General features: G+C 51.3%; 28 protein-coding genes, 1 pseudogene and 1 other annotated feature. Of the genes and pseudogenes, 18 read left to right on the forward strand and 11 right to left on the reverse strand.

Annotation, left to right across the window (positions count from 1 at the left end):
* Positions 1–17 precede the first annotated feature (17 nt).
* Positions 18–779: a YciK family oxidoreductase gene (locus J2125_RS00280; protein WP_026111541.1), complete on the forward strand. Its 762-nt coding sequence runs from the start codon at positions 18–20 to the stop codon at positions 777–779.
* The gene (gene cobO / locus J2125_RS00285) at positions 779–1372 is read left to right on the forward strand and encodes a cob(I)yrinic acid a,c-diamide adenosyltransferase (RefSeq protein ID WP_017799897.1); all 594 of its coding nucleotides are present in this window, start codon (positions 779–781) and stop codon (positions 1370–1372) included. Before J2125_RS00280 ends, cobO begins: the two co-directional genes overlap by 1 nt.
* Before the next feature lie 36 nt (positions 1373–1408).
* Here cobO and rluB read toward each other — a convergent pair whose 3' ends face one another.
* The 3 genes from rluB to J2125_RS25170 all read right to left on the reverse strand — a co-directional run bounded on the left by rluB (position 1409) and on the right by J2125_RS25170 (position 3470).
* Positions 1409–2311, reverse strand: coding sequence for a 23S rRNA pseudouridine(2605) synthase RluB (rluB, locus tag J2125_RS00290; protein ID WP_017799896.1), 903 nt, complete (start codon positions 2309–2311; stop codon positions 1409–1411).
* Positions 2312–2708: 397 nt separating this feature from the next.
* On the reverse strand, positions 2709–2966 hold the full coding sequence (locus tag J2125_RS00295) for a hypothetical protein (protein WP_017799895.1): 258 nt from the start codon (positions 2964–2966) through the stop codon (positions 2709–2711).
* Positions 2967–3128: 162 nt separating this feature from the next.
* Positions 3129–3470 (reverse strand): tlde1 domain-containing protein, encoded by a 342-nt coding sequence (locus J2125_RS25170; protein ID WP_017799894.1) that lies wholly within the window; start codon positions 3468–3470, stop codon positions 3129–3131.
* A gap of 789 nt (positions 3471–4259) precedes the next feature.
* Between J2125_RS25170 and J2125_RS00305 the strand changes: the two genes are divergently transcribed.
* Positions 4260–4907 (forward strand): hypothetical protein, encoded by a 648-nt coding sequence (locus J2125_RS00305; RefSeq protein ID WP_017799893.1) that lies wholly within the window; start codon positions 4260–4262, stop codon positions 4905–4907.
* A 309-nt stretch (positions 4908–5216) separates the two neighbouring features.
* Here J2125_RS00305 and J2125_RS00310 read toward each other — a convergent pair whose 3' ends face one another.
* The 3 genes from J2125_RS00310 to J2125_RS00320 all read right to left on the reverse strand — a co-directional run bounded on the left by J2125_RS00310 (position 5217) and on the right by J2125_RS00320 (position 6422).
* Complete coding sequence (locus J2125_RS00310) at positions 5217–5534, reverse strand: DUF1493 family protein (protein WP_017799891.1); 318 nt, start codon at positions 5532–5534, stop codon at positions 5217–5219.
* A gap of 121 nt (positions 5535–5655) precedes the next feature.
* Positions 5656–5913: a SymE family type I addiction module toxin gene (locus tag J2125_RS00315; RefSeq protein ID WP_276325199.1), complete on the reverse strand. Its 258-nt coding sequence runs from the start codon at positions 5911–5913 to the stop codon at positions 5656–5658.
* Positions 5914–6092: 179 nt separating this feature from the next.
* The gene (locus J2125_RS00320) at positions 6093–6422 is read right to left on the reverse strand and encodes a DUF1493 family protein (RefSeq protein ID WP_209499425.1); all 330 of its coding nucleotides are present in this window, start codon (positions 6420–6422) and stop codon (positions 6093–6095) included.
* Between the two features lie 739 nt (positions 6423–7161).
* On the opposite strand from J2125_RS00320, the gene J2125_RS00325 reads away from it, so the two are divergent.
* Entirely contained in the window at positions 7162–7788 is a 627-nt protein-coding gene (locus tag J2125_RS00325) for a serine protease (protein WP_026111540.1), read from the forward strand.
* A 63-nt stretch (positions 7789–7851) separates the two neighbouring features.
* On the opposite strand, the gene J2125_RS00330 is transcribed toward J2125_RS00325, so the two are convergent.
* Both J2125_RS00330 and rnm read right to left on the reverse strand, forming a co-directional pair.
* The gene (locus J2125_RS00330) at positions 7852–8472 is read right to left on the reverse strand and encodes an L-threonylcarbamoyladenylate synthase (RefSeq protein WP_017799888.1); all 621 of its coding nucleotides are present in this window, start codon (positions 8470–8472) and stop codon (positions 7852–7854) included.
* A 36-nt stretch (positions 8473–8508) separates the two neighbouring features.
* Complete coding sequence (rnm, locus tag J2125_RS00335) at positions 8509–9381, reverse strand: RNase RNM (protein ID WP_026111539.1); 873 nt, start codon at positions 9379–9381, stop codon at positions 8509–8511.
* Between the two features lie 171 nt (positions 9382–9552).
* Positions 9553–9647: a sequence feature (Trp leader region), on the forward strand.
* Between the two features lie 25 nt (positions 9648–9672).
* Between rnm and J2125_RS00340 the strand changes: the two genes are divergently transcribed.
* The 8 genes and pseudogenes from J2125_RS00340 (at position 9673) to J2125_RS00380 (ending at position 19424) form a co-directional block, all read left to right on the forward strand.
* A complete protein-coding gene (locus J2125_RS00340) occupies positions 9673–11235 on the forward strand; it encodes an anthranilate synthase component 1 (RefSeq protein ID WP_017799885.1) in 1563 nt (520 codons plus the stop codon).
* Positions 11235–12827 (forward strand): annotated as a pseudogene (trpD, locus tag J2125_RS24860) (bifunctional anthranilate synthase glutamate amidotransferase component TrpG/anthranilate phosphoribosyltransferase TrpD). Before J2125_RS00340 ends, trpD begins: the two are co-directional and overlap by 1 nt.
* 2 nt (positions 12828–12829) lie before the next feature.
* Positions 12830–14191, forward strand: a complete 1362-nt coding sequence (gene trpCF / locus J2125_RS00355) for a bifunctional indole-3-glycerol-phosphate synthase TrpC/phosphoribosylanthranilate isomerase TrpF (RefSeq protein WP_209499426.1) — start codon at positions 12830–12832, stop codon at positions 14189–14191.
* A 54-nt stretch (positions 14192–14245) separates the two neighbouring features.
* Positions 14246–15436 (forward strand): tryptophan synthase subunit beta, encoded by a 1191-nt coding sequence (gene trpB, locus J2125_RS00360; protein ID WP_017799881.1) that lies wholly within the window; start codon positions 14246–14248, stop codon positions 15434–15436.
* Positions 15436–16239, forward strand: coding sequence for a tryptophan synthase subunit alpha (trpA, locus tag J2125_RS00365; RefSeq protein WP_017799880.1), 804 nt, complete (start codon positions 15436–15438; stop codon positions 16237–16239). The genes trpB and trpA overlap by 1 nt, the downstream gene beginning before the upstream one ends.
* Before the next feature lie 194 nt (positions 16240–16433).
* Positions 16434–18647 carry a M12 family metallo-peptidase gene (locus J2125_RS00370; RefSeq protein WP_083865616.1) on the forward strand — a complete coding sequence of 738 codons (2214 nt, stop codon included), beginning with the start codon at positions 16434–16436 and terminating at the stop codon, positions 18645–18647.
* 159 nt (positions 18648–18806) lie between these two features.
* Complete coding sequence (locus J2125_RS00375) at positions 18807–19121, forward strand: BON domain-containing protein (RefSeq protein ID WP_017799878.1); 315 nt, start codon at positions 18807–18809, stop codon at positions 19119–19121.
* A 138-nt stretch (positions 19122–19259) separates the two neighbouring features.
* Positions 19260–19424 carry a type II toxin-antitoxin system HicB family antitoxin gene (locus J2125_RS00380; RefSeq protein ID WP_017799877.1) on the forward strand — a complete coding sequence of 55 codons (165 nt, stop codon included), beginning with the start codon at positions 19260–19262 and terminating at the stop codon, positions 19422–19424.
* Between the two features lie 39 nt (positions 19425–19463).
* Here the strand turns inward: J2125_RS00380 and ompW are convergent, their stop codons facing one another.
* A complete protein-coding gene (gene ompW, locus J2125_RS00385) occupies positions 19464–20096 on the reverse strand; it encodes an outer membrane protein OmpW (protein WP_017799876.1) in 633 nt (210 codons plus the stop codon).
* 267 nt (positions 20097–20363) lie between these two features.
* Here ompW and J2125_RS00390 point away from each other — a divergent pair, with 267 nt between their 5' ends.
* The 4 genes from J2125_RS00390 to yciA all read left to right on the forward strand — a co-directional run bounded on the left by J2125_RS00390 (position 20364) and on the right by yciA (position 22651).
* A complete protein-coding gene (locus J2125_RS00390; RefSeq protein ID WP_017799875.1) occupies positions 20364–20783 on the forward strand; it encodes a YkgJ family cysteine cluster protein in 420 nt (139 codons plus the stop codon).
* A gap of 24 nt (positions 20784–20807) precedes the next feature.
* Complete coding sequence (locus J2125_RS00395; RefSeq protein WP_017799874.1) at positions 20808–21545, forward strand: YciC family protein; 738 nt, start codon at positions 20808–20810, stop codon at positions 21543–21545.
* 70 nt (positions 21546–21615) lie between these two features.
* Positions 21616–22152: a septation protein A gene (locus tag J2125_RS00400; RefSeq protein WP_026111538.1), complete on the forward strand. Its 537-nt coding sequence runs from the start codon at positions 21616–21618 to the stop codon at positions 22150–22152.
* A 70-nt stretch (positions 22153–22222) separates the two neighbouring features.
* Positions 22223–22651: an acyl-CoA thioester hydrolase YciA gene (gene yciA / locus J2125_RS00405; protein ID WP_017799872.1), complete on the forward strand. Its 429-nt coding sequence runs from the start codon at positions 22223–22225 to the stop codon at positions 22649–22651.
* A gap of 42 nt (positions 22652–22693) precedes the next feature.
* Here the strand turns inward: yciA and tonB are convergent, their stop codons facing one another.
* Positions 22694–23428: a TonB system transport protein TonB gene (gene tonB / locus J2125_RS00410; protein ID WP_026111537.1), complete on the reverse strand. Its 735-nt coding sequence runs from the start codon at positions 23426–23428 to the stop codon at positions 22694–22696.
* Between the two features lie 316 nt (positions 23429–23744).
* Here tonB and J2125_RS00415 point away from each other — a divergent pair, with 316 nt between their 5' ends.
* On the forward strand, positions 23745–25556 hold the full coding sequence (locus tag J2125_RS00415) for a hypothetical protein (protein WP_157819427.1): 1812 nt from the start codon (positions 23745–23747) through the stop codon (positions 25554–25556).
* Between the two features lie 172 nt (positions 25557–25728).
* Positions 25729–26025 (forward strand): YciI family protein, encoded by a 297-nt coding sequence (locus tag J2125_RS00420; RefSeq protein ID WP_017799869.1) that lies wholly within the window; start codon positions 25729–25731, stop codon positions 26023–26025.
* A 41-nt stretch (positions 26026–26066) separates the two neighbouring features.
* Here J2125_RS00420 and J2125_RS00425 read toward each other — a convergent pair whose 3' ends face one another.
* Entirely contained in the window at positions 26067–26240 is a 174-nt protein-coding gene (locus J2125_RS00425; protein WP_085939521.1) for a YciY family protein, read from the reverse strand.
* Between the last annotated feature and the right edge of the window lie 149 nt (positions 26241–26389).

Below are 26389 nucleotides of genomic sequence, written 5' to 3' on the forward strand. Positions count from 1 at the left end.
TGTCAGAGGAACATGCTGTGCACTATCAACCGAAGAGCGATCTGCTTAACCACCGAATTATTCTGGTCACCGGCGCCAGCGACGGTATTGGCCGCGAAGCGGCGCTGACTTACGCGCGCTACGGCGCTGAACTGGTGCTGCTGGGCCGTAATGCACAAAAACTGCAACAAGTCAGCGACGAAGTGAATGCGCTGGGCAAGGGTTCGGCGCGCTGGTTTACGCTTGATATGGAACAGGCAACGCCGGAGAGCTGCCAGCAGCTGGCGGAAACCGTCGGCCAGCACTATCCGCGTCTCGACGGGGTGCTGCATAACGCCGGGGTGCTGGGCGATATTGTGCCGCTGGAACAGCTGCAACCGGCAGTGTGGCAGCAGGTGATGCAGGTGAATGTCGATGCCACCTTCTTTCTTACCCAGGCGCTGCTTCCCCTGCTGCTGAAATCAGACAGTGGTTCGCTGGTATTTACCAGTTCCAGCGTGGGCCGTACCGGTCGTGCCGGCTGGGGCGCTTATGCGGTATCTAAATTCGCCACCGAAGGCATGATGCAGGTACTGGCCGATGAGTATGACAGTCGCCACCTGCGCGTTAACTGTATCAATCCCGGCGGTACACGCACCAAAATGCGCGCCAGCGCCTTCCCGCAAGAAGATGCGGCGAAGCTGAAAACCCCGGCGGATATTATGCCGCTCTACCTTTATTTAATGGGTGATGACAGCCGCCGTAAGACCGGCGTCAGCTATGATGCGCAGCCAGGCCGCAAAGCGGGAGCAGCGGAATAATGGCCGCTGACGATCGTCATCAGCAGCGCCAGCAGCGTCTGAAAGAGCAGGTCGATGCGCGCGTTGCCGCCGCAACCACCTCGCGCGGCATTCTGATGGTGTTTACCGGCAATGGTAAAGGGAAAACCACTGCGGCCTTTGGCACCGCCACGCGCGCGGTTGGTCACCAGAAGCGTGTCGGTGTGATCCAGTTTATTAAAGGTGAATGGCCGAACGGCGAGCGTAATTTACTGGAACCTTTTGGTGTTGAATTTCAGGTCATGGCCACCGGCTTTACCTGGGACACACAAAATCGGCAAACCGATACCGCCGCCTGTTTACAGGTGTGGCAGCATGGCAAACGGATGTTGCAGGATGAAACGCTGGATTTAGTGATTTTCGATGAGCTGACCTATATGGTCAGTTTTGACTATCTGCCGTTAGACGAGGTGCTGACAGCATTGCAGCAGAGGCCTGCGCATCAAAGCGTGATTATCACCGGACGTGGTTGTCATCGTGAGATTCTGGAACTCGCGGATACCGTCAGCGAGATGCGGCCGGTTAAGCATGCGTTTGATGCCGGTATTCAGGCACAGCAAGGGATTGACTGGTAATAAAAAAAACGGGCGGTAAAACCGCCCGTGATGTACTTAACCCTGACGGCGTCTGCCGCCAGGTTTTGCCGCTTTAGCTGCTGAACGACGATTACTGGTGGTGCTCACCTGCGTATGACGTTTCACCGCACGACGAATCTGATTCGCTTTGGTGCGACGACGATCTTTCTCAACCGCTACTTTGGTAACGGTTTCCGGCGGCAGACCCACCAGCTCACGTAAGTAGTTGGTCGGTTGCAGTTCCAGCTCGGTCCAGCCGCCACGTGGCAGACCTTTTGGCAGATTGATATCGCCGTAGCGCACCCGGATCAGACGACTCACCTGCACACCTACCGCTTCCCACAGACGGCGCACTTCGCGGTTACGTCCCTCGGTCAGGGTAACGTTGTACCACTGGTTAATCCCTTCACCACCGCCAAACTTAATGGTTTTGAATGCCGCCGGACCATCTTCCAGTTGAACGCCACGGCTCAGCAGACGAATTTTATCTTCATCAACTTCACCAAATACGCGTACGGCGTATTCGCGTTCAACTTCCTGGCTTGGATGCATCAGACGGTTGGCCAGTTCACCATCAGTGGTGAACAGCAGCAGACCACAGGTATTGACATCCAGACGACCGACGGCAATCCAGCGCGCACCACGCAGTTTTGGCAGACGATCAAACACGGTTGGACGCCCTTCCGGGTCATTGCGGGTACAGAGTTCGCCTTCCGGCTTGTAGTAAGCCAGCACACGACAAACTTCGGTGGCAGACTCATTAATAGAAACAACATGTCCATCAATACGGATCTTCAGCGCTTTATCGAGTTCGACGCGGTCGCCCAGGGTCGCCAGCTTGCCTTCGACACTGACGCGTCCGGCAGAGATCATGGTTTCGATTTCACGACGTGAACCGTGTCCGGCACGTGCTAATACTTTTTGTAACTTTTCGCTCATAGAGCAGCCTCACTGTCGCCTTCACAGGCGTCATGGTATTCTTTAAAAACAACGAGTTATGCCGAAACTCTACATAACTCACTGATATGTAAACATTTCACGGTACACAGCATGGCAAACAACATGTCACACAAGCTGTCACATACGATGATACGTGGCCGCACATACTACACGAATTTTAGATTAAATGATTCTTCTGGTTTAGTCCGGATTTCTTTAGGCACAGATAGCTACAAGATGGATGTGGCAAAAAAATTGGCGGAATTACCTCTGCCAGCTGTGGTGACCGTCAACCGGATATGGAGGAGTGGCTCTGCGATGAATGCCATGTTCGCTGGCAGGAAGCGATTAAGGAACATCATCAACAACCGCAGCAGGACGCTTAATTTGTATTAGCTCAAGACTTTTTCCGTATCTTTTTGATAAGCATCATCAAGAATGCCGCCACTATCAGCATCAGCACCGCAAGCACCCAAAGGAAGGATGGATCAGCTTCCCCATCGGCAAAACCCAACCCGGTTTGATTGAGGAAATGATTGCTAATTTGAGATAAATAATCTAATAGCCCGCCCAGAGGAAACAGCACTATAAAGAATGAAGCCACGAGGCAGAGCGAACCAGTTATGACATTAGTAATCAATTTTGCACGATGCATAATCCGTCCTTCCTGTCACATCTACACGCCCATACGCCATTAACCCCTTTCCGCCAGGCACACGGACTTTTTGCCATCTGAGCAACGATGTCCTGACCAGCTGGAACTCAGGAATGTTATAGAATGTGATACAACCCCATGATTCCCCCTCGCCATTTGGCCTCAGGGGTGAAGTCGAAAAGCGCCTCTATCCACACCATTTACAAACACGTGATCGCTCATCGTAGTGGCGTTATATAAACCAAACCACTCAGCATGATTTGTACCGTTCTTAAAATCTTTTACGGCTCTGAGCGCTCGATTAGCGAAGCTCCCTTCCGGAGCATCAACGATCCAATAAGTCCCAACGGGTAATGCTGCATTTCTTTTGAATGCACATTCTGCAATGTTGGTTACTGGCTCTATTCCTGAGAACACAGGAAAAGTTCCTACGCCATAGACGTGAAGTTTTAGCCGTCTCCGATCTGGTGATACGTCGTTGTAGTCCATTCTGCAAATTTGCATTAAGTAAAGCTCCTTTTCAGACCTATGCTACAGGATGATTATTAAGCAATCCCGCTTAACTCCATGACTTAAAACGTCGGAAGTCATAAAACCCTGAAGTGATAAACATGCAAAGCCGTACCTTTAAGCTAACCCTGTAAAAATAGGTTCCGTTCAACGGCTTTGCTGTGTCCAAACTCAGACCCTTTCGTTAGTTTTGCTTATCATAACTTTGTACTTGTTCAGCGTCCAGCCAGTACCGAAAAGTGTGTATACAATGTGGGATAAAAGATGAGTAAAATACTGTCACACAGAATGGATACATTTTTTAAAAGGGGATGGATAACAGATTGATTTAATTGGATAATATATTTGATTATTGCGCCTTCACAGGCGTCATGGTATTCTTTAAAAACAATAAGTTAAGGTTATAAAACCCTAACCACATAATTCTTCGCAGATTTTTTAAACTGCAGCAGGCCGTATCAGCCATCACACTGCATCGTGCGGGGCCGCGTATATTACACTGATTTTTGCGTAAATGATTCTTCTGGTTTAATTCGAATTCGATTGGGAACAGAAAGCTATAAACAGGCCGACTTGGTGATCAATCAGCTGCGGCCTCTCATGCCCTTTGCTTAGTCATGGGCAGTGGCTGTTGATACCTTCAAAAAGCTTGTTAGAACAGTAAGCTTGCAGATGCGCACCACTCCACTATCCACATTTCAGTTACCGCATTCTGCTACAGGCAACCTTGAAGTCATCGGGGGTATTTGTTCTAATAAAGCTCATCGCTGAAGGAGCAGACTGATGTTAGATGCCAAAGAACTTGCCAATAGAATGGCTGATGCCATCAATGTAAAAAGTAATTTTTTACGTAGTTTTGCAGGTGGCGCTCTGGAATTACCAGTCGATTTATACTATTTGGGGTATGATTTTTTTGATACAGAAAATCGTACGGCTAATAGCTACGATACCGAACGAGCTATACGATTAGTAAAACATGGACTGGCAAACAGAAAAGGCATCGAGAAGATTGCAAATATAATCATCCATCGTTATTTGGATAAAGTTGATGTTGAAAAAATTAAACATATTGGGGTAAACAGTGCAGGAAGTCTGGCTGGAAGTATAATGACCAACAGGCTAATCCTCGGCAATATTGGTTCAATGTTCGCAGCAAACTTAGTCGCGAAAATGCTTATCGGATTCTCGTTTTCTACATTGATTGGCCTTGGCGCTTTTCAGTCACGAGCAATATACACATCTCGTGAGCTTAAACAACGTGACCAGGAGTTGCAAAATTACCTTCAACGTTTGGGCGATCTTGATTTGTTGTACTTCCTTATTGAAAAAAGAGTTAAACCATTTGAAGATGTCACCGCGATATGGGCTAAAAATCGCCGTTTATTCGATGAGATATCGCAATACTTCCTCCAGAAGATGAGGCTGCAATGAGAATATTTAAGAAACTGGCATCAAGAGGTATTGCGGGCATCAGCGATTGTTTAATAATGGCTACACTATTTTTATTATTCTGGTTCATTTTTATGTCAGAATCTGAATACAGATATGTTATTGCGGGTTTTTCATGCCTGGGTTTTGTTGCCGCATACTTTGTGTATCGTTTTGCTGATAAGATACATGATGGTATATAAATAATCTTATCACTGTGCGAAAGACAGGCGTCAGGATTTTCTTCAATACTGGTTGTAATCGCGCCACCTGTTCCTGACAAATTTCGATGCTCAGCGGTTAATCGTATAACTAGTGTCCGGCCCTGGCAGATTCAATCAACATTCCGATAGTGAAATCAGGAACAACAGGCACTTTTCGTTTTGAGAAAGAGTTAACTATCTGATGTAATGGCGGATCAGGTGGATAGTAAGTCGCTAGCGAAAAGTTACCCCAGGCCACATTGAAGGTAACAAAAAAATTCCCCATCAGCTCCAGCACCTCAACTTCATCCAGTAGCCGGTCTGTATCAAAGTCCTTTTCTGGCTTCAGATCCGGTTCCTGTAAAATATAAACGCCATAATGCTGTTTAACTAATGCACAGATGCGCTGTTCAAGATCAGTTGCCATAACGTTTGTCCTGGTGACGTAAAATAAACCATGCATTGCTGACATTAATTAAATGATGAAAAATAATTATGAAGATAAGGTTGCTATCCCGGCTATCACCTGGAGACAGCAACCGAGATTTTTATCGCGTGCACTTACCTGCTATCACACCGATAAACTCTTTCACCAGACGCTGTTTTCGCACAGAGAGTTTACGTAATGACAGGATAAATTCAGGTTCGTTTAAATCCATCTGCCGGGCGGTAATTACCAGACAACCCGCCATTACGCGTACATCTACCGACAATTCGGTGTTAAATACCGCCGCTGCCAGCCTGTGACCTTTTAATGTCAGAGCAGGTACCGGAGTATAATCCGGATGCCGCCTCACATAATTCACCGTATTTCGCCGAATAATTGCAGACGATGCTTTTGACCCTGAAATATTTGGCTTACAATCCTGATTAGATTAATTTACGCGTCCATTTCGTTTACAGCCCTATTCCGGCAAGGCATTTTCACTAAACGTTCACCATACAAAAAGCCATTTCTGTCGCAACGAGACTTTACCCTCGAGAACTAATCATAAAGCCAGCGCCCGGCCCTGGCAGACTCAACTAACATGCCGATAGTGAAGTCCGTCACCACCGGCACATCAGGTTTTGCGAAAGGATTAACCATCTGGCTTAGCAAGGGATCAGGCGAGTAGCAGGTGGCGATTGAAAAATGGCCTCTGTCGACAGTAAAGGTGGCAAAGAGATCCTTCATCCGCGCGAGCACCTTATCCTCTGCCAGTCTTAAATCTGCGTCAAAATCAGTTTCAGGCTGCAAAACGGGATTATCAGGCAACCAGGCGCCGTCATGCGGCCTTACTGATGCATAGATCCACTGCTCAGGAGCAGTTGCCATAACGTTTATCCTCTCCGCTGGCTACCCTTAGTCAAGTTTCACTTACCATAACCATGTACTGACTCCGCCCTCATCCACCGCCAGAAGATGTAAATACAACGTAGCGACAACACGGGTAGAAAGCGCCATACAGAATGCAAGCAGCGCTTAATAATGACCGCCACTACAGCAGCCGCTTAGCCGTCCACAGGCTGCTGTGTTTACATGAAGCCAGATAACAGAAGCTGAAAAATAAGACCACAGTCTTGCGAACGATTCGTATTTAACGTGTTAAAATAATGAAAAAGTAGTGTTGCGAACTGGGTATTGGCACTAAAAGTGGTTGTTAGAACTGGGTAAAATAGATATTTAATTATTTTATGCTGTTTTAACATCAATAAACCAATGAATAAATATATTTAACATCCAATCGGCAGAATAACCGGATCTCAGATTGGCTTAATTCATGGATATTATGATTTTTTAGTGGGGGTTTTATATATTAGTTTTACTGACATCAGAATTTGTGTAGAATTTAATCATGTTAACGTTTCAGGAAAAATCGAAAGCGTTAATAAAACTAATATTTAAATAAAAAAATAAGCAATACAGTAAAACGTAATTTTTTTGTAAGTGATTTACCCAAAACGTGTCAGGCATGAACCTGACATTAATAGCACTGCATAAATAAGTGCAATATTTGCATATCACGAGTCTTCACCAGGGATTTCCGATATGCATCAAAATGAAGTGAAACATCATGAAAATACTGACTATTATGCCAGCATTAGCCGCGCTATTGCTGACAGGATGCTCTGTAGGGAAATATGAGTACAGCAGTGAAGCTTTAAAACGCGTTGATATGAGTTTTACCGGCGTCCCTACTGTTCTTGGTCTTGGCACGCTCGGCACCAGTATCCCCATCACTCCTGAGTACAGCCTCACAGCGGCACACGTGGCGAAGTTTGCCGTGCAGCGGGTTAAGGCTTATCACCCTTACTGTGACCTTGCGATTATTTATCATAAAAATGATATGAAAGAGTTGCCTAAATTCCGCAGCAGCGGTGTGGGCGATCCGGTAAAAATGTACGGCTTCAGTTTTATTTCCGCCATGCCAGTTGAATCGAAGGGAATTAACCTCGCCCGCACCGGAATCCGCAATGAATGGAATAAACGTCCCTGCGTAGCAATGGCGTCAAATGCCGGAGTCGTTAAAGGGATGTCAGGCGGAGCCGTTTACAACAGCGATGACAGTATCGGCGGGGTAATTGTCGGCTTTACGTCTTCGATTAAAAATAAACGCAGTGGCAAAGAAATTCTCAAGGATGTGTCGCTGTATATCCCTTATACCGATTTTAAGGACTGGCTGGCTAAATCAACGTCGTAAGGAAACGCAATAATTGGGGCCGCACGCAATATGCGGCCCGCGCAGTTTTTTCAGGCGTGGTTATTACAGGAAAGGTGTGACATCGCCGACCCCTTCACGCATCACTACTGGCACGCTCTCGGTAAGATCGATCACCGTGGTTGGCTGCTGCCCCAGATAGCCGCCGTGAATAATTAAATCCACTACTTTGCCAATACTGTCCTGAATCTCTTCCGGGTCCGACTCGGTAAAATCATTGCCTGGCAACATCAGTGATGTCGACATCATTGGCTCATTCAGCGCTTCCAGCAGCGCCAGCGCAATCGGATTAGACGGCACACGCAATCCGATAGTTTTACGCTTGTCGTTCATTAAACGACGTGGCACCTCTTTGGTGGCCTTCAGAATAAAGGTGTAATTGCCCGGCGTATTATTTTTAATCAGACGAAACGCGGTGTTATCAACATGCGCATAAGTGGAGAGCTCAGAGAGATCGCGGCACATTAGCGTAAAATTATGCTGACCATCCAGCTGACGAATCCGGCAAATCCGCTCCAGCGCGCTTTTATCCTCCAGCTTACAGCCCAGCGCATAGCCGGAATCGGTTGGATAGACAATCACACTGCCTTTATTCAGCATCTCAACCGCCTGCTTAATCAGACGCGGTTGCGGGTTTTCCGGATGAATATAGAAAAATTGACTCATAACAGACCTCTTGTCGCCCCCTGATGTCCGGGAATATTACTGTGCGATATCCGGATAACGTGTCCAGATGGCCTCAACGCCACCGGGTAACCACAGTTTTTTTCCCAATTCGATCCACGGACAGGGCTGATGAAAATCGGAGCCTTGCGATGCCGCCAGCTGATAATCCCGCGCATACTGCGCCAGCTGACTACGTTCCTGAGGTGGTTGTTGGCACTGCGCCACTTCCATCGCGTCGCCGCCAGATTCAGCAAAATATGCCATCAACCGTTTTAGCCACTTGGCTGATAAGCCATAGCGCCCCGGATGAGCCAGCACCGCACGACCACCAGAATGATGAATCGCATCAATAGCTTGTTCTATTGTACACCACTGAGGCGGCGCGTAACCGGTTTTGCCACGCGCCAGGTAATTTTTAAAAATCTGCGCCATATTAGCGCCCTTACCCTGCTCAATCAGATAACGGGCAAAATGGCCGCGGGTAATCGCGCCACCGTCGGCCAGACGCAGCGCGCCTTCCAGCGCTCCGGGGATCTGAGCCTTCTCCAGCCGTTCCGCCATCAGCTGAGCGCGCGCCATCCGGCAATCGCTCTGCCCTTGCAGAAACGCCGTCAGTTGCGGATGGTGAATATCGATACCGAGACCAACGATATGAATTTCATGGTTCTCCCACAGCGTCGACACCTCAACCCCGGTAATAAGTTGTAGCGCCAGCTGATGCTGCGCAATGGCGGCGCGCGCCTCTTCGATGCCGCCGACCGTATCGTGATCGGTGATCGCCAGCACGCCAACCCGCATCTCAGTGGCGCGCAGTACCAGAGCCTCTGGAGTAAATAGTCCATCGGAAGCGCGCGTATGGCTGTGAAGATCGTAAAGGGGGAAATTACTGAGGGGCGTTGCGGCAGTCAAAAGTGCTCCGGTTACGTTAGAGAGTAAGCTGACATGATAACGGGAATTTATCTGCGGGGGAAAAAGAGTATTGACATTTTTCCTTCGAACCAGTTAACTAGTACACAAGTTCACGCACACGGAGGATCTGACATGAAGGGTTCAATGATAAAGAGTTTAATGATGAATATGACTGGTTGGTGGCGCACTTCTCCCTGAAGGGCGACGTCGTCATGCACTTTTGAACCCGTGCAGATCCCGAGCCCGCTAAAAGCGGGCTTTTTTTTTGAGTGACAGATTAGAGAAAACATCATGCCATCTGCCAAACCTGCCCTGAAGTTGATTACCGGTAATGCTCCTTACCGCGAAGATCCGGCCGCTGTGTTCCACCAGCTGTGTGGCGCACGTCCGGCGACCCTGCTGCTTGAATCCGCAGATATCGACAGCAAACGTAACCTGAAGAGCCTGCTGATCGTCGACAGCGCACTGCGTATTACCGCGCTCGATAAAACCGTCACCATTCAGGCGCTGTCAGAAAATGGCCGGGCGCTGCTGCCGCTACTGGATGCCGCTCTGCCGGCCAGCGTCGATAACCAGCTTCGTCCTGACGGTCGCCTGCTGACCTTCGCAGAAATTAATCCGCTGCAGGATGAGGATTCGCGTCTGCAGTCGCTGTCGGTGTTTGATGCGCTGCGCCTGATCCCGACACTGGTTAGTACCCCGGAAGAAGAGCGCGAAGCGATGCTGCTTGGCGGCCTGTTTGCTTACGACCTGGTGGCCGGTTTTGAACAGCTGCCGGCGCTGGATAATCAACAACGCTGCCCTGATTACTGCTTCTATCTGGCCGAAACGCTGCTGGTGATTGACCACCAGACACAGACCTCACGTCTGCAGGCCAGCCTGTTTGCCCCTTCAACTGCCGAGTTCCAGCGCCTGCAGGGCCGCATCGAGCAGTTGCATGGTCAGATGCTGCAGCCAGCCCCGGCGCTGCCGGTACAGTCAGTGGAAAATATGGTGCTGAGCTGCAACCAGAGCGATGAAGAGTACTGCGCGATAGTACGTCAGATGCAGGAAGCGATTCGCGTCGGTGAAATCTTCCAGGTCGTGCCGTCACGCCGCTTCTCACTGCCCTGCCCGTCGCCGCTGGCAGCCTATGACACGCTGAAACACAGCAACCCAAGTCCGTATATGTTCTTTATGCAGGACCAGGATTTCGCGCTGTTCGGCGCCTCGCCGGAAAGTTCGCTGAAATATAACGCCAGTGACCGTCAGATTGAGATCTACCCGATTGCCGGTACCCGTCCGCGTGGTCGTCACGCCGATGGCTCACTGGATCGCGACCTCGACAGCCGCATCGAACTGGAGATGCGTACCGACCATAAAGAGCTGGCGGAACATCTGATGCTGGTTGATCTGGCGCGTAATGACCTGGCGCGCATCTGCGAACCCGGCAGCCGCTATGTTGCCGACCTGACCAAAGTTGATCGCTACTCATTTGTGATGCATCTGGTTTCACGCGTGGTGGGTAAACTGCGCGGCGACCTTGATGTGCTGCACGCCTATCGCGCCTGTATGAATATGGGCACCCTGAGCGGAGCGCCAAAAGTGCGCGCCATGCAGCTGATTGCCCGCGCCGAGGGCACCCGCCGCGGCAGCTACGGCGGCGCCGTGGGTTACTTCACCGCCAGCGGTGACCTTGATACCTGTATTGTGATTCGTTCAGCGTACGTGGAAGACGGCGTGGCAACGGTTCAGGCGGGCGCCGGCGTGGTACTGGATTCAAATCCACAAGCCGAAGCCGATGAAAGCCGCAATAAAGCCCGCGCAGTATTACGCGCGATTGCTACCGCTCATCATTGCACGGAGATTTTCTGATGGCCGATATCCTGCTGCTCGACAATATCGATTCTTTTACTTATAACCTCGTCGACCAGTTACGCGCCTTTGGCCATAACGTGGTGATTTACCGTAACAATATGCCTGCAGACACGCTGACTGAACGTCTGCAAGGCATGCAGAATCCGGTGCTGATGCTGTCGCCAGGTCCTGGCGCGCCAGCCGAAGCGGGCTGTATGCCGGAGCTGTTGCAGCGTCTGCGCGGCAAACTACCGATTATCGGCATCTGCCTGGGTCATCAGGCGATTGTCGAAGCCTATGGCGGTCATGTGGGTCAGGCTGGTGAGATCCTGCATGGTAAAGCTTCAGCGATTACTCATGACGGTGAAGCGATGTTTACCGGACTGAGCAACCCGTTGCCGGTCGCGCGCTATCACTCGCTGGTGGGCAGCAACACCCCGGACGAATTAACGATTAACGCCACCTTTAACGGCATGGTAATGGCAGTGCGTCATGACGCCGATCGCGTCTGCGGCTTCCAGTTCCATCCGGAATCCATTCTTACCTCTCAGGGCGCACATCTGCTTGAGCAGACTCTGGCCTGGGCGCTGGCGTAATCTAAGGAGAATCAGATGCAAAATATTCTGGAAAAACTATATCAGGCGCACACCCTGAGCCAGGCCGAAAGCCATCAGCTGTTTTCCGCTATTATTACCGGTCAGCTTGAACCCACCCAGCTGGCTGCGGCGCTGATTGCGATGAAAGTGCGCGGCGAACGCCCGGAAGAGATTGCTGGCGCCGCCAGTGCGCTGCTGGAAGATGCCAAACCCTTCCCACGCCCGGATTATGCGTTTGCCGATATTGTCGGCACCGGCGGTGACGGCAGTAACAGCATTAATATCTCCACCACCAGCGCCTTTGTTGCCGCCAGTTGTGGGCTGAAAGTGGCGAAACATGGTAACCGCAGCGTCTCAAGCAAATCGGGATCCTCCGACTTGCTGGCCGCGTTTGGCATCAGCCTTGATTTGCCCGCCGCTAAAGCGCGCCAGGCGCTGGACGATCTGAATGTCTGCTTCCTGTTTGCGCCGCAGTATCACACCGGGTTTCGCCATGCGATGCCGGTCCGTCAGCAGCTGAAAACCCGCACGCTGTTTAATGTGCTGGGGCCATTGATTAACCCGGCGCGTCCACCGCTGGCGGTGATTGGCGTATACAGCGCGGAACTGGTGCTGCCGATTGCGCAAACCCTGAAGGTGCTGGGCTATCAGCGTGCGGCAGTCGTACATGGTGGCGGTATGGATGAAGTGGCGCTGCACAGCGCTACCCATGTTGCTGAACTGCGTGACGGTGAAATCACCAGCTATCAGCTGACGCCGGAAGATTTTGGTTTAAGCTTCCATCCGAAAGAGGCGCTGGCAGGCGGCACCCCGGAAGAAAATCGTGACATTCTGACGCGATTGCTCCAGGGTAATGGCGAGCGCGCCCATGAAGAGGCGGTTGCGGTTAACGTCGCGATGCTATTGAAGGTCTTCGGACATGAAGATTTACGTGAAAATGCCCAGCGCGCACTGCAGGCCATTCGCAGTGGTCAGGCCTGGGAACGCGTCGTCGCACTGGCAGCAAGAGGATAATCATGCAGGATACCGTACTTAAAAAAATTGTTCAGGACAAAGCTATCTGGCTGGAAGCGCGTAAAGCGCAGCAGCCGCTGGCCAGCTTCCAGAACGACGTCACTCCGGCCAGCCGCAGCTTTTATCATGCACTGCAGGGAACCCGCACGGTGTTTATCCTTGAGTGTAAAAAAGCCTCGCCGTCAAAGGGGGTGATTCGCGAAGATTTCGACCCGGCGACCATTGCCGGTGTCTATAAACAGTATGCTTCAGCGGTGTCGGTACTGACCGATGAGAAATATTTCCATGGCAGCTTCGATTTTCTGCCCGTCGTCAGCGCCGCCATTACGCAGCCGGTACTGTGCAAAGACTTTATTATCGACCCGTATCAGATCTATCTTGCGCGCCACTACCAGGGCGATGCCATTTTACTGATGCTTTCGGTGCTGGATGATGAGCAGTACCGTCAGCTGGCCGCCGTCGCCCACAGCCTGAATATGGGTGTACTGACCGAAGTCAGTAATGAAGAAGAGCTGGAGCGCGCCATTGCGCTGGAAGCAAAAGTGGTCGGCATTAATAACCGCGATCTGCGCGATCTGTCGATTGATCTGAATCGCACCCGTCAGCTGGCGCCGCGTCTGGCGCCAGGCGTCACGGTGATTAGTGAATCCGGTATCAGCAACTATGCGCAGGTGCGTGAATTAAGCCGTTTCGCCAATGGCTTCCTGATTGGTTCGGCGCTGATGTCAGAAGATAATCTTGATGCGGCCGTGCGCCGGGTGCTGCTGGGTGAGAATAAAGTCTGTGGTTTAACCCGGCCAGAAGATGCGCAGGCTGCCAGTAACGCAGGCGCTATCTTTGGCGGATTGATCTTCGCCGCCGGTTCTCCACGCCAGATTGATATTACGCAGGCACGCACCGTTATCGCGGCAGCGCCATTAAAGTATGTTGGCGTATTCCGCAATACGACTATCAGTGACGTTGTCACTACTGCGCAAGCCCTGTCGCTGCACGCTGTACAGCTGCATGGCGATGAAGATCAGACATTTGTTGATGCGCTGCGTCAGCAGTTGCCGCCCGGCGTGCAAATCTGGAAAGCGTTCAGCGTTAAAGGGAGCCTGCCCGCACGCGACTGGCAGAATGTCGACCGCTATCTGCTGGATAATGGCAATGGCGGCAGCGGTCAGCGTTTCGACTGGTCACTGCTGGCCGGTGAGGCATTACACAATGTGCTGCTGGCCGGTGGTTTAGGCGCAGATAACTGTGTCGCCGCCGCGCAGCTGGGCTGTGCCGGTCTTGACTTCAACTCTGGCGTCGAGAGCGCGCCAGGCGTGAAAGACAGTGCGAAAATCGCCGCCGTTTTCCAGACGCTAAAAGCTTACTAATTGTCGGAGCCGGGTAAGCCCGGCGGCCCTCTCAACTGAGAAAAGAGACATTATATGACGTTACTCAACCCCTACTTTGGCGAATTTGGCGGCATGTATGTGCCGCAGATTCTGATGCCAGCGCTGCGCCAGCTGGAAGAAGCGTTTGTCAGCGCGCAGAGCGACCCGGAATTTCAGGCGCAGTTTACTGATCTGCTGAAAAACTATGCCGGTCGCCCGACAGCCCTGACGCTGTGCCAGAACCTGACCAAAGGCAGCAAAACCCGTCTGTATCTGAAGCGCGAAGATCTGCTGCACGGCGGCGCGCACAAAACCAATCAGGTATTAGGTCAGGCGTTGCTGGCTAAGCGCATGGGTAAAACCGAGATTATCGCCGAAACCGGCGCAGGCCAGCATGGCGTCGCGTCAGCACTGGCCAGCGCCCTGCTCGGTCTGAAGTGCCGTATTTATATGGGCGCCAAAGATATCGAACGTCAGTCACCGAACGTGTTCCGCATGCGTTTAATGGGCGCGGAAGTGATTCCGGTTCACAGCGGTTCATCAACGCTGAAAGATGCCTGTAACGAAGCGCTGCGTGACTGGTCTGGCAGCTACGAAAACGCCCACTATATGCTGGGTACGGCAGCCGGCCCGCATCCGTATCCGACGATTGTGCGTGAATTCCAGCGTATGATCGGTGAAGAGACCAAAGCGCAAATCCTTGAGCGCGAAGGTCGCCTGCCGGATGCGGTAGTCGCCTGCGTCGGTGGCGGCTCCAATGCCATCGGTATGTTTGCCGATTTTATCGATGATGCTGCGGTTGGCCTGATCGGTGTCGAACCCGCGGGTCACGGGATCGAAACCGGTGAACACGGCGCGCCGTTAAAACATGGTCGCGTCGGCATCTACTTCGGGATGAAAGCGCCAATGATGCAGACCGAAGATGGTCAGATTGAAGAGTCTTACTCGATCTCTGCTGGCCTCGACTTTCCGTCAGTTGGCCCACAGCATGCGTATCTCAACAGCATTGGCCGCGCTGAATACGTGTCGATTACCGATGATGAAGCGATGGAAGCGTTTAAAGAGCTATGTCGCGCCGAAGGGATTATACCGGCGCTGGAATCTTCCCATGCCCTCGCTTATGCGCTGAAAATGGTGCGTGATAATCCGGAAAAAGAGCAGTTGCTGGTGGTGAATCTTTCCGGCCGCGGCGACAAAGATATTTTCACCGTCCATGACATTCTGAAAGCGAAGGGAGAGATTTGATGGAACGTTATCAGCAGTTATTCACGCGTCTCGACGCCGCCAGAGAAGGCGCGTTTGTGCCTTTTGTCACCCTTGGCGATCCCACGCCAGAGCTGTCGCTGAAAATTATCGATACCCTGGTGGATGCTGGCGCCGATGCGCTGGAACTGGGCATCCCCTTCTCCGATCCACTGGCCGATGGCCCTACTATTCAGGGCGCGAATCTGCGGGCTTTTGCCGCGGGTGTCACCCCAGCCCAGTGTTTTGAGCTGCTGGCGACCATTCGCCAGAAATATCCGACCTTGCCGATTGGCCTGCTGATGTACGCCAACCTGGTCTTTTCCGGCGGCATTGATAACTTTTATGCACGTTGTGCCGCAGTCGGCGTTGATTCGGTGCTGGTTGCCGACGTGCCGATTGAAGAGTCAGCGCCTTTCCGTCAGGCCGCGCTGCGCCATAATATCGCGCCAATCTTTATCTGCCCGCCAAATGCAAATGACGATCTGCTGCGCGAAATCGCTTCCCACGGTCGTGGTTATACCTACCTGCTGTCACGTGCCGGTGTTACCGGCGCCGAAAATCGCGCCAGCCTGCCACTGCAGCACCTGGTCGACAAACTGCGTGAATACCATGCCGCGCCGCCGCTACAGGGCTTTGGTATCTCTGAACCATCGCAGGTAAAAGAAGCGATTGCGTCTGGCGCTGCCGGTGCGATTTCCGGCTCCGCGATTGTTAAAATCATCGAGAAACACCAGGCGAATCCGGACGCGATGCTGGCGGAGCTGCATAACTTTGTCAGCAGTCTGAAAGCCGCCAGTCGTTAATCTCTGCATAAAATGCCTTATTATCTGATAAGGCATTTATTTTTTTATTACCCCGGCTTTAATCTCCGTCTGGTTTATTAAACGGCCCCCGTTTCAGCGCGAATCCCTTATTACCGTCACGCTTGTGATGAGCAAAAAAACACCTACATTTATTTACATCACCCCCTTAAAGAGATTTTTCCTGAGGTATTATCATGATTAGCTCATGGTGTGCGACGATGATGCGCTGGATAAGTGTGGGCGTGCTGTTGTTTATTGCCACTGTTGCCTGGTCCGCAGATAATGCTCTGTTTTCCGCCCCGCTAAGCAGACTTGATCCTGATAGTTATCGCTTTCTTGAGCAACCCTCGACGCAGGCGATTACCATCATGCGCGCCAGAGCGGCCATCCTGGCGGACGATACCCAGGATATTGCGCTGGAAGTTAAACCGGATGAAATATTAATTGCGCATAAAACGGCTTTCACACTGGATAGCGATGGCCTCGCCATCTGGCAGGGGGCAATTAAGGCTTCGGTTAATCCCTCCCCCGATGACGTACTGATAAACCAGGTTATTCTGGTCAGAGACGGTGACAATATTACCGGCGCCATCCATTACAACGGAGAGCTGTATCAGATATTTCCGCTGGGCGAAGGTAACCACGCGATTATCCAGACAGACAGTGACCGTTTGCCCTGGACTGACAATGATACCGTTGAAGCCGCCGCCAGCAGCACGCTTCCCCCGCCCACCACATCATCCGATCAGGGAGAATTAATCAAGATCCGGGTCATGGTCGCTACCACCAATCAGGCTCGCGCCAGAGTGAATGATATGCCGGCGCTGGTAGCGCTGGCGATTAGCGATGCAAATCAGGGCTATAAAAATAGCGATATTCATATTGAGCTGGAAAACGCCGGTATTCTCAATGTTAATTACGATGAGGAGGGGTTAAACCGCGATATGCTGGCGCAAGTACGTAATCCGCAGGATGCGAAGCTGGGCGCCATTGTCCATGCTTTTCGTGAGCAACATCTTGCTGATGTGGTGGTGCTACTCAGCAATGATTTTAAATCCAGTTGTGGTATCGCTTACGTCCACGCCAATAAACAGTCGGCGTTTGGCGTTGTGGCATGGAGTTGTATTAGCGATCATATTTTCGCTCATGAAATAGGCCATAATCTGAGCGCCACTCATAATCCGGAAAATGGCAATAACGCCCTGTTTGCTTACGGACACGGTTACCGGCAAACCGCACAGACGCCGCGATGGCGTACGATTATGTCCTATCCCTGCACTCCTGCGTGCCCGCTTATCAATCTCTGGTCCAATCCTAATAAGCAGCACCTCAATTTGATTGCCGGCAGCACCACGACTAATGACAACGCCAGGCTGCTTAACGAACGTCGACAAGCGGTGGCTAATTTTTATCCACCACTCACGAACTGGACCCAGGTGGGTGAATTGCTGTCTCAGGCTGAACTACCGCCACGGCAATTTTTTGCGGTTCAGCTCAAAGATACGTCAGGCAATCAGGTTCTGTCAGCGTTCGATTTCCCTGCCAGCAAAACCGGTCAGTGGGAATGGCCAACGCGCCTCGCCGAGGATATTAACCGCCATTTTCCGGCGAATGTGGTGCGCGCCGGTGAAATGAACAGCAATGGTGATATCCAGATCGTCAACGGGTCTGGCTACAGAAATAAGTTGTGGCTATATAATACCCTGGCCAGTAAACAGTATTTGCAGTTAACACGTCATACGCATGCGTTGATAAATGGTGAAAACTGGTACAACATCGGTCAGCTTTTCGGGGAAAACCCGGCGATACCCGGCACCATAAAACAGGCGGTGCTGCGCAATATCCTTAGCGGAGAGGAGCTGGCACGGGTTTCATTGCCCATTACCCCGCAGAATTACGATAAATACAGCTGGCCGTCACAGCTGGCGCAGGCGATCAATACCGCCACACCAGGCAAAATGCAAGCCGGTGAAATGCGTAGCGACGGCACTGTGCATCTTGTCCCTTCCAGTTCTTACCGCAATTTTATCTGGGTTCCACTGGCGCAGCGGCTGCAACTGGCCTTCAGTGTAGAGACCATCACCCCCGAGCCAGAGCCGGAACCGGTTATCCCCGTTCCGCAGCCTGAGCCTGTGGTGCCACCACCTGAACCAGAAGTTCCGCCACCACCAGAACCCGTGACGCCACCTGAGCCCGTGACGCCACCACCAGCGCAATATGAATATCGCTATCCCGATCAGATAGACAAATATGTTGAAGGAACGCGGGTGCTCGGCAGTGACAACCATATTTATCGCTGTAAGCCCTTCCCCTTCAGTGGCTGGTGCCGGATCTATTCGCCATCGGCTAACCACTACCAGCCGGGAGTGGGCTCTAACTGGCAGGATGCCTGGACGCGGGTTGACTGACAGGCAGGATCGACAGTGCGTTATTATGCTATAAGGCACTCTTTCCTTTCTCTTTTTTACGCTTTGACATTGGTAAATCTGACAATTATGACCCACAATCATTAAGGCTTCCGTTATTGGTAACGGAAATATCCATTGATGGTGACAGGGAGATAAACAATGAAGTTATTTAAAGTCGTCAGCGGTGCGATTATCGCTGCGGTGATTGCGTTAGCAGTAAGCGCCTGTGCGCCAACATCCACCAAAGAAGGAACCGGCGGCTATCTTGATGATACTGTTGTCACAACCAAGGTGAAAGCTGAGTTACTTGGTGATAAGTCGCTGAAATCGACTGAGATCAATGTCGAAACCTTTAAAGGCCGTGTGCAGCTAAGCGGCTTTGTCTCTTCACCGCAGGCAGCCAATCGTGCCGTGCAGGTGGCCCGCAGCGTGCCGGGCGTCAAATCTGTGGTTAATAATATGCAGATTAAGTAGCACTCAAACTGAGATATCTGTGATGGCCGGGCAATGCCCGGCCATTTTTTTGCTGCATATTAACTCTGCACAGTAAGCGTATTATAAAACCCGGATTACAGGTATGACACCCATCAGAAGATGTTGCCTGGGAGAGGTGTGATTGATCTGACGAAATATGAAACGGAAGCCATTAAATTCAATTTCACCATGCCCGGCAGCCTGATTACGGCAACAGACCGTTATACTGCGCAGTACGGGCATTATAAAAATCGCTCCGCGTTTCTTTCCACGCCCGCCCGCCATGAGCTGGTGCGCGGCTAACCAGCAGGGCCACCGTTAACAGCGGTGGCCTTTGTGCCATCAGAAACGGTATCCCAGACCAAAGAAGAATACCCACGGGTCGATACGGGTATTGATATTCTGCTGTTCGCCATTGGCTTTAAATTTCACTTCGGTGTCAATGTCCATATACCAGACGGACATATTGATCAGCCAGTCATCATCAACTTTATAATCCAGCCCCACCTGACCCGCCATGCCCCAGGAATCCTTCACGCTCAGATCGCTGAGACCCGCATCGCGTCCGGTCTGATTAAAATCGGCATCATAAAAGGTGGTGTAGTTAATACCGGCGCCAATATAGGGACGCACCTTGCTGCTGCTGTCAAAGAAATACCACTGCGCCATTAGCGTGGGCGGCAGCTGTTTGACCGTTGCCAGATTGCCGGTGGCGGCAAGACCGACTTTATGGCGGAAAGGCGTCGCCGCCAGCAGCTCAACACCGATATTATCGGTCGCCATATAAGTGAAGGTCAGGCCGAGCTGGGTATTGTTATCCACGCTAAATGAGCCCATACCCAGCACATTATCCGAACCTTCCGTTGGACGTACCGTTGCGGAACCGGCACGCATAAAGAAGTCTCCCGCCTGATGCGCACCTGCTACCACTGGCAGCAGCGCCGCCAGCGCCAGAACTACTGTTGACAACTTCATATCCACTCCTTTTTTATTAATTTGCGCGCCTGCCAGCTGTTTTGCGCCGGCTCGTTTTTGCTTCGGGAGACATATTTACACCGAACATCACAAAGATCATGTGAATCAATTCTTTTAAACTCCTTAAAAAACAATGAATTGATTTGGATCAAACTTTTGAGATCCCACGCACGTAAATAGCCATTGAACAAACTCCGTCAAGCGGATATTTTGCTCACTTGTGCCTGGTGATTTTGGTTCGAAGCCTCAGGAGGGGTGGGCGATCAAATGAGCGATATTCTAAATCCATGTGTGACCTGTGGCGCCTGCTGCGCCTTTTTCCGCGTCTCTTTTTACTGGTCTGAAGCCGATGATGGCGGCGGTTGCGTGCCGGTCGAACTGACCGAGCCGCTGACCCCTTTTTTGCGCGCCATGTCTGGCACCAACAGCAAATCTCCTCGTTGCAGCGCACTGAAGGGAGAGATTGGCGGCTGCGTGACATGCGCCATTTATGACCAGCGACCAACACCCTGCCGTGAATTTTCAATGTCCGGAGAAAATGGCCAGCCTAATGACGCCTGCGATCGCGCGCGGGCAAAATATGGTCTGCCGCCGCTTTTTCAGCCGTCATTACCAGCAATAACCGAAAGTTATGTAAGTCAGGGTGCCAGCTTACTGTCAGACCATGTACAATCGCCGAGTCTATAAATATGGTTTACCCAAGGAGAGTACATGTCTATCACGGCGGGTTCGTTGTACCGTGACACGGGAAATTTTTTGCGTCATCAGCTGATAACCATTGTGTTGATGGCATTGCTGACCTCCTTTATTACAGTCATGATCGGCCACGCGTTAACGCCAGGTGCCGATCAGCTGTCAATACTAGGCGAAGGCGACAGCGGTAGCGCAACCACCCTGTTTGAGATGGTGCAGAGCATGACGCCAGAGCAACAGCAGGTGTTATTACGCGCCTCTGCTGCCGGTACTTTCGCCTCGCTGGTGGGCAATGTGCTGCTGTTAGGCGGCATGTTATGTCTGATCCCAATGGTATCGTCCGGGCAACGTGTCAGCGCCCTGCGCGCGATTGGCGCTTCCGCCCCGCTGCTGCCACGTCTGCTGCTGCTGACCTTCCTGGTCACGCTGGTGGTACAGCTGGGTTTCATGGTGGTGGTAGTACCCGGCGTAATGCTGGCGATCCTGCTGGCGCTGGCGCCGGTGATTATGGTGACCGATAAAAGCGGCGTATTTGCTTCAATGCGCACCAGCGTGCGCCTGGTGTGGAGCCAGATGAAACTGGTGGCGCCGGCGGTGATCTTATGGTTGCTGGCGAAGGTGCTACTGATGTTACTGGCGGCGTCATTTACCATTTTACCGGCCAATGTTGCATCAGTGGTATTTAATGCGATCAGCAATCTGGTTTCAGCCATATTGATTATTTATTTGTCGCGTTTATATATGCTGTTACGTTGATGATCAAGGCATGCCCTGCACGGGCATGCCAGATTCTGCACAATGCCACATCCGTGATTTGGAAACCTTTATGAAGCAGTTACTCGATTTTCTCCCACTGGTTGTTTTCTTTGTCTTCTATAAGCTTTACGACATTTTTGTCGCATCGGGCGCGCTGATTGTCGCTACCGGGCTGGCGCTGGTGGTCAGCTGGGTGCTATATCGCAAGCTGGAGAAGATGACCATTTTCACCTTTGTGCTGGTAGCGGTATTTGGCACCCTGACACTGGTGTTTCATAACGATGAGTTTATTAAGTGGAAAGTCACCGTTATCTACAGCCTGTTTGCTGTCGCCCTGCTGTTCAGCCACTTCTGGATGCAGAAGCCGCTGATCCAGAGCATGCTGGGTAAAGAGATTCAGTTACCAGAATATGCCTGGCGCAAACTGAATATTGCCTGGGCGCTGTTTTTCCTGCTGTGTGGCCTGGCAAATATTTACGTCGCTTTTTGGCTGTCGCAGGCGTTTTGGGTTAACTTTAAAGTATTCGGCCTTACCGGCTTAACCTTGCTGTTTACCCTGTTCAGCGGGGTTTATATCTACCGTCTGATGCCACAGGAACAAAAATAATTATTCTGTGCCCGGCTGTTCAGCCGGGTAATTTTGCGCCAACCGGCCATATTTTATAAGAAGCGAAGCAATGGACGACAAACAGAAATCCCCGCAGGGCGAAGTTGTGCTGCGTACGCTGGCTATGCCCGCTGATACCAACGCGAATGGCGATATCTTTGGCGGCTGGATCATGTCACAGATGGATATGGGTGGCGCCATTCTGGCGAAAGAGATTGCCGAAGGTCGCGTGGTCACCGTGCGCGTCGATGGTATGACCTTTCTTAAGCCAGTGGCGGTGGGTGATGTGGTGTGCTGCTATGCGCGCTGTATGCGTACCGGCACCAGTTCGATTACCATTAACGTCGAAGTGTGGGTGAAAAAGGTCTCTTCAGAGCCGATTGGCCAGCGTTATCGCGCCACCGAAGCGGTATTTATCTATGTAGCGGTGGATCCTGAGGGCAAGGCACGGCCTTTGCCGGAGGGTAAAAGTCAGTTCAGCTATAACAGCGAAGCATAAAAACAGGGCGAAATGTCGCCCTGTTTTTTATCGTCGCTCAGATTATTCGAGGCTGGCGCCGCCATCAATACGGAAAACAATATTCATAGTGATATTGCTGCCCGGCTTACCACTCTCATAACGCCATTTTTTCATCGCCTGCTTCACTTCACGCTCAAACATATTGCGCGGCTCAGCCGAAAGAATACGGATATTGTCCACCTGGCCGCTGCCGTCGACATCAAACTGCACGCGAACCTTGCCTTCCACCCGTAGCGCAAAGGCGCGTGCCGGATAGGCTGGCTTGCCAACATTCAGCGCACGTGGGCCGGTGGCCACCGCTTTAGAAGGCGCTTCCGACAGCTTCGGCGCGGTAGAGGGTTTTGCCACTTCCTTTGGCGCCTCTTTGTCGACCGGTGCGGCCTGACGCGGCTGCGTTTTCGGCTTCACCTCTTTCGGCTTCACCACCTCTTTTTTCACCGGCTTCGGCTTTGGCTTCGGTTCGGGTTTTGGTTCCGGTTTGGGAATCGGTACAGGCTCCGGCTTTGGTGGCTCCGGCACCGGTTCTGGCTCAGGCTCTGGTTCTGGCTCAGCAACAGGTTGTGGCGCGGGCGTGGGTTCTGGCTGTACTTCAGGCGCAACCATCGTCACGCTGATCGGCTGAGACGCTTTAGGCACATCAATAACCTGGTGGAAAGAGGCATAAAGCAAACCCGCAATCACTGAGCCATGCAGCACCACGGAGAGCAGCAGCGGCAATGGCGAAGGTCGGGGTAATGTATTCATTAGCGTCGTCATAGTTAATCAGCTATTTTGAAGAAGCGACAATAGTAAATGCAAATAGCAATCAATTTCAATAAGCATGCCGGTTAAAGCCGGAGAAAAGTGTAAATTCGTCGCTCACTAATCAGCACGACGGCATATCTGCCCCCATCTTGCATGTCGGAGTAGCCAGCAGAATCTTCCATGTTATCACCACGAAAAGCCGATTGTTATAAATGCATCCTGGCCGCAAGACTATCTTTTAATCTGTGGTGCCCCGCCATTATCAGCAAGGAAACTCTGTGTATGGTCTGTAGCATAAATACTAATTCATCGCCGGATGAGCACGTTTATGTATGAGTCCTGGGATCTTCATTCGTCTGTTCAACGCACTCCGGCTGATTCTGTCAGCTTCACCAGTAATGCTCAGACCACTCTGGTCGCAGGGGCAGTCAGCGAAGTCACGCAGTCAACGGCAACCCTTACGTCATTTACATCCTGTAGAGAGGCGAGCAACGGAACAACATTGCCAGCGGATCTTCAGGGATGCAACCCTATGCAGGGTCTGGTCATGACGGAGACAGAGCACAATTTATTACTCGAAGAACAGAACAGCAAAAATCAGTGGCCGCGTCGTCAACAACAGCCATTAATGCAGGCTGCTGCCGCTGCTAATGTGGAAAGGGGCGTCAGCAGAGATATGGCTATCCAGACCACCTCCGATCCCTGGGCCACCAGCCAGCCCGGAAGAAAGCGAACGGCAAATACACTGGATGCCCCGACACAATATTATCAGCACTCTCTCTGGCAACATCCACAGACCGCTCCTGGCCTTTTCCCGCCGATTAACAACGAATGTTCAGCACAGGCGGCAACAACATCCGCCGGGACAGCCCCGTACTGCTTGCAGGAGTGCAATTCTGATCTGATGTTTAAGGACAGGTTATTGCATTGGGTACGTAAATTTAAGGGTAACTATAAAGGAACGTCGTCCCTCGATTGCTGTATATCCCTGTTCAGCAAGCCAGAAATGCCACGTGGCGCGACTTGTGCATTAATGCAGGAGGTGCTGCAGAATGTATTAGCAATCGAGGGTATCCGTCCTATGCCCAACTCATCTACTATCAGAGTTGCCTTAATGGCGACGCGAGATGTTAATTATCTGCCTGATACGGCAAGGGTGCTGGTACAGCTGCGGGGGATGGTTCCGGAGTACCAGGGCTATAATTTAGAAGCGCTATTAGTGGCATTGCTTAATAAACTTGCTACTAAAGAACCTGTAGCGGGAAATGTCCTGTTTTCGATTTTGTATGAGTTTTACCGGCGATATAACGCGGGCCAGCGGGGCTATGAGTTTATCAATACGCTACTGAAAGGCAAAGCGCCGTCCATTGATACCGTCAGATTTGCGGCTAAAGTTCAGGGAATCAAAGTCAGTCAAACACTCGTTGACTGGCTAAAACCACAATTATTAACTGGGCCAGATAGCAACCCCATAAAACTTACCGGGGATAAGATAAAAGCGATTTTTGCTCATCAGAATATCCCCGGGGATTTGAATGGCAGAACGTTTTATGAGGCGCAACGGCAGATTTTACAGGGACATGCGTTAGGTAGCAGATTCGTTTTCAATATGTTAGCGCCAGATAACCAGCAGAAGCGGGCTCCCTCATTCTCCAAAATAAATCTAAGAAAACAAGCTGAGGCTGGCATCGGTCTCCACCCACAGGCTGAGGCACTGATTAAGCAGTTTAACTGGTCAACTCTGACCGGCAGTAATGAGAAAAAGCTGATCTCCTTACTGCTGTTTTTGCAGGAAAACAATGTAAAGCTGGAATCTAAACAACTGTATATAGCCTTGTGGTCTGAGCTGGGTGAACAGACGCCAAGCTACAATTCCATAACGAAGATCCATTCCCGCTTTAATGCTAAGGTGCCTGAACAAGTGTTTAATTGGGTGAAGAACAACTTAACTTTACTGGAAGGTCTTGAGGCAAAAGATATCGTCGGGAAGCTGTTTGAACTGGAACCCAAACCTCATAGCGTTAGCGCTGCCAGCATTTACAAAGCCTTACTTAAGCTACTGCGCGACAAAGAACCGGGCTTTAGCATTGACAGAATGCCAGCCATTGATTATGTCTATCAGTCACACAAAGATTATTAACCGGCAAGAGCACAGATAACAGAAGCCGAAGTGTTCAGGCAATCGTCCTCGTAAGCGTCTGGCAAAAATCCCCTGAACAACCCGTAGCGCATATTTAGGTTTCAATTGCACTCTGCTCAGCGATGACTTAACGTAAACGCCGAATCTCAATGACCCGACAGGAGTTCTGAACGTGCTCTATGTAATTTACGCTGAAGATAATGCTGACTCTCTGGAAAAACGTACCGCCGTGCGCCCTGCTCACCTGGCACGTCTGCAACTGCTTCGTGATGAAGGTCGCCTGATTGTTGCCGGTCCAATGCCAGCAGTAGACAGTAATGATCCTGGCGTTGCAGGATTCAGCGGGTCGACGGTAATCGCCGAATTTTCATCACTGGAAGAAGCGCAATCCTGGGCAGAAGATGACCCGTATATTGCCGCTGGCGTCTATAAGCAGGTGGCGGTAAAGCCGTTTAAGCGCGTATTTTAAGCGCACAGCCGAACGGGGCCAGCTGCTGGCCCCAACCATAATTAATTATACTGAGTAATAAATAGCAGAGAACGACGCTGCTGCTGGCTGACCTGATGTCGAAATGAGTGCATACGACCATAGCGACGGGACTGCCCTTCTAACCAGCGCGCTCTGCGACGCTGTGTCTGGCGCATCATCCGCCACCGTGCTACTTCGTTTCTGCTTCGTCTCATCTCATCCTCATCGGTCAATAAAAACACGCGCGGTAGTATAGTCCTTTGTCGCGTCGTGCCTGCTCCGATGTGTTAAACGCTGAAAATATCGCGACAGGGTTTCGCCTGTTGTCATCTGCACGTAAACTCCCTGAACCATGAGCGTGAAC

This window comes from Winslowiella toletana, from assembly GCF_017875465.1.
Lineage (GTDB): Bacteria > Pseudomonadota > Gammaproteobacteria > Enterobacterales > Enterobacteriaceae > Erwinia > Erwinia toletana.

Bases quoted from the DNA above. Each gene is read 5' to 3' on its own strand.
- cobO (WP_017799897.1), top strand. From the start codon at position 779: ATGGCCGCTGACGATCGTCATCAGCAGCGCCAGCAGCGTCTGAAAGAG.
- rluB (WP_017799896.1), bottom strand. From the start codon at position 2,311: ATGAGCGAAAAGTTACAAAAAGTATTAGCACGTGCCGGACACGGTTCA.
- J2125_RS00295 (WP_017799895.1), bottom strand. From the start codon at position 2,966: ATGCATCGTGCAAAATTGATTACTAATGTCATAACTGGTTCGCTCTGC.
- J2125_RS25170 (WP_017799894.1), bottom strand. From the start codon at position 3,470: ATGCAAATTTGCAGAATGGACTACAACGACGTATCACCAGATCGGAGA.
- J2125_RS00305 (WP_017799893.1), top strand. From the start codon at position 4,260: ATGTTAGATGCCAAAGAACTTGCCAATAGAATGGCTGATGCCATCAAT.
- J2125_RS00310 (WP_017799891.1), bottom strand. From the start codon at position 5,534: ATGGCAACTGATCTTGAACAGCGCATCTGTGCATTAGTTAAACAGCAT.
- J2125_RS00320 (WP_209499425.1), bottom strand. From the start codon at position 6,422: ATGGCAACTGCTCCTGAGCAGTGGATCTATGCATCAGTAAGGCCGCAT.
- J2125_RS00325 (WP_026111540.1), top strand. From the start codon at position 7,162: ATGAAAATACTGACTATTATGCCAGCATTAGCCGCGCTATTGCTGACA.
- J2125_RS00330 (WP_017799888.1), bottom strand. From the start codon at position 8,472: ATGAGTCAATTTTTCTATATTCATCCGGAAAACCCGCAACCGCGTCTG.
- J2125_RS00340 (WP_017799885.1), top strand. From the start codon at position 9,673: ATGCCATCTGCCAAACCTGCCCTGAAGTTGATTACCGGTAATGCTCCT.
- trpCF (WP_209499426.1), top strand. From the start codon at position 12,830: ATGCAGGATACCGTACTTAAAAAAATTGTTCAGGACAAAGCTATCTGG.
- trpB (WP_017799881.1), top strand. From the start codon at position 14,246: ATGACGTTACTCAACCCCTACTTTGGCGAATTTGGCGGCATGTATGTG.
- trpA (WP_017799880.1), top strand. From the start codon at position 15,436: ATGGAACGTTATCAGCAGTTATTCACGCGTCTCGACGCCGCCAGAGAA.
- J2125_RS00370 (WP_083865616.1), top strand. From the start codon at position 16,434: ATGATTAGCTCATGGTGTGCGACGATGATGCGCTGGATAAGTGTGGGC.
- J2125_RS00375 (WP_017799878.1), top strand. From the start codon at position 18,807: ATGAAGTTATTTAAAGTCGTCAGCGGTGCGATTATCGCTGCGGTGATT.
- ompW (WP_017799876.1), bottom strand. From the start codon at position 20,096: ATGAAGTTGTCAACAGTAGTTCTGGCGCTGGCGGCGCTGCTGCCAGTG.
- J2125_RS00390 (WP_017799875.1), top strand. From the start codon at position 20,364: ATGAGCGATATTCTAAATCCATGTGTGACCTGTGGCGCCTGCTGCGCC.
- J2125_RS00395 (WP_017799874.1), top strand. From the start codon at position 20,808: ATGTCTATCACGGCGGGTTCGTTGTACCGTGACACGGGAAATTTTTTG.
- J2125_RS00400 (WP_026111538.1), top strand. From the start codon at position 21,616: ATGAAGCAGTTACTCGATTTTCTCCCACTGGTTGTTTTCTTTGTCTTC.
- yciA (WP_017799872.1), top strand. From the start codon at position 22,223: ATGGACGACAAACAGAAATCCCCGCAGGGCGAAGTTGTGCTGCGTACG.
- tonB (WP_026111537.1), bottom strand. From the start codon at position 23,428: ATGACGACGCTAATGAATACATTACCCCGACCTTCGCCATTGCCGCTG.
- J2125_RS00415 (WP_157819427.1), top strand. From the start codon at position 23,745: ATGTATGAGTCCTGGGATCTTCATTCGTCTGTTCAACGCACTCCGGCT.
- J2125_RS00425 (WP_085939521.1), bottom strand. From the start codon at position 26,240: ATGAGACGAAGCAGAAACGAAGTAGCACGGTGGCGGATGATGCGCCAG.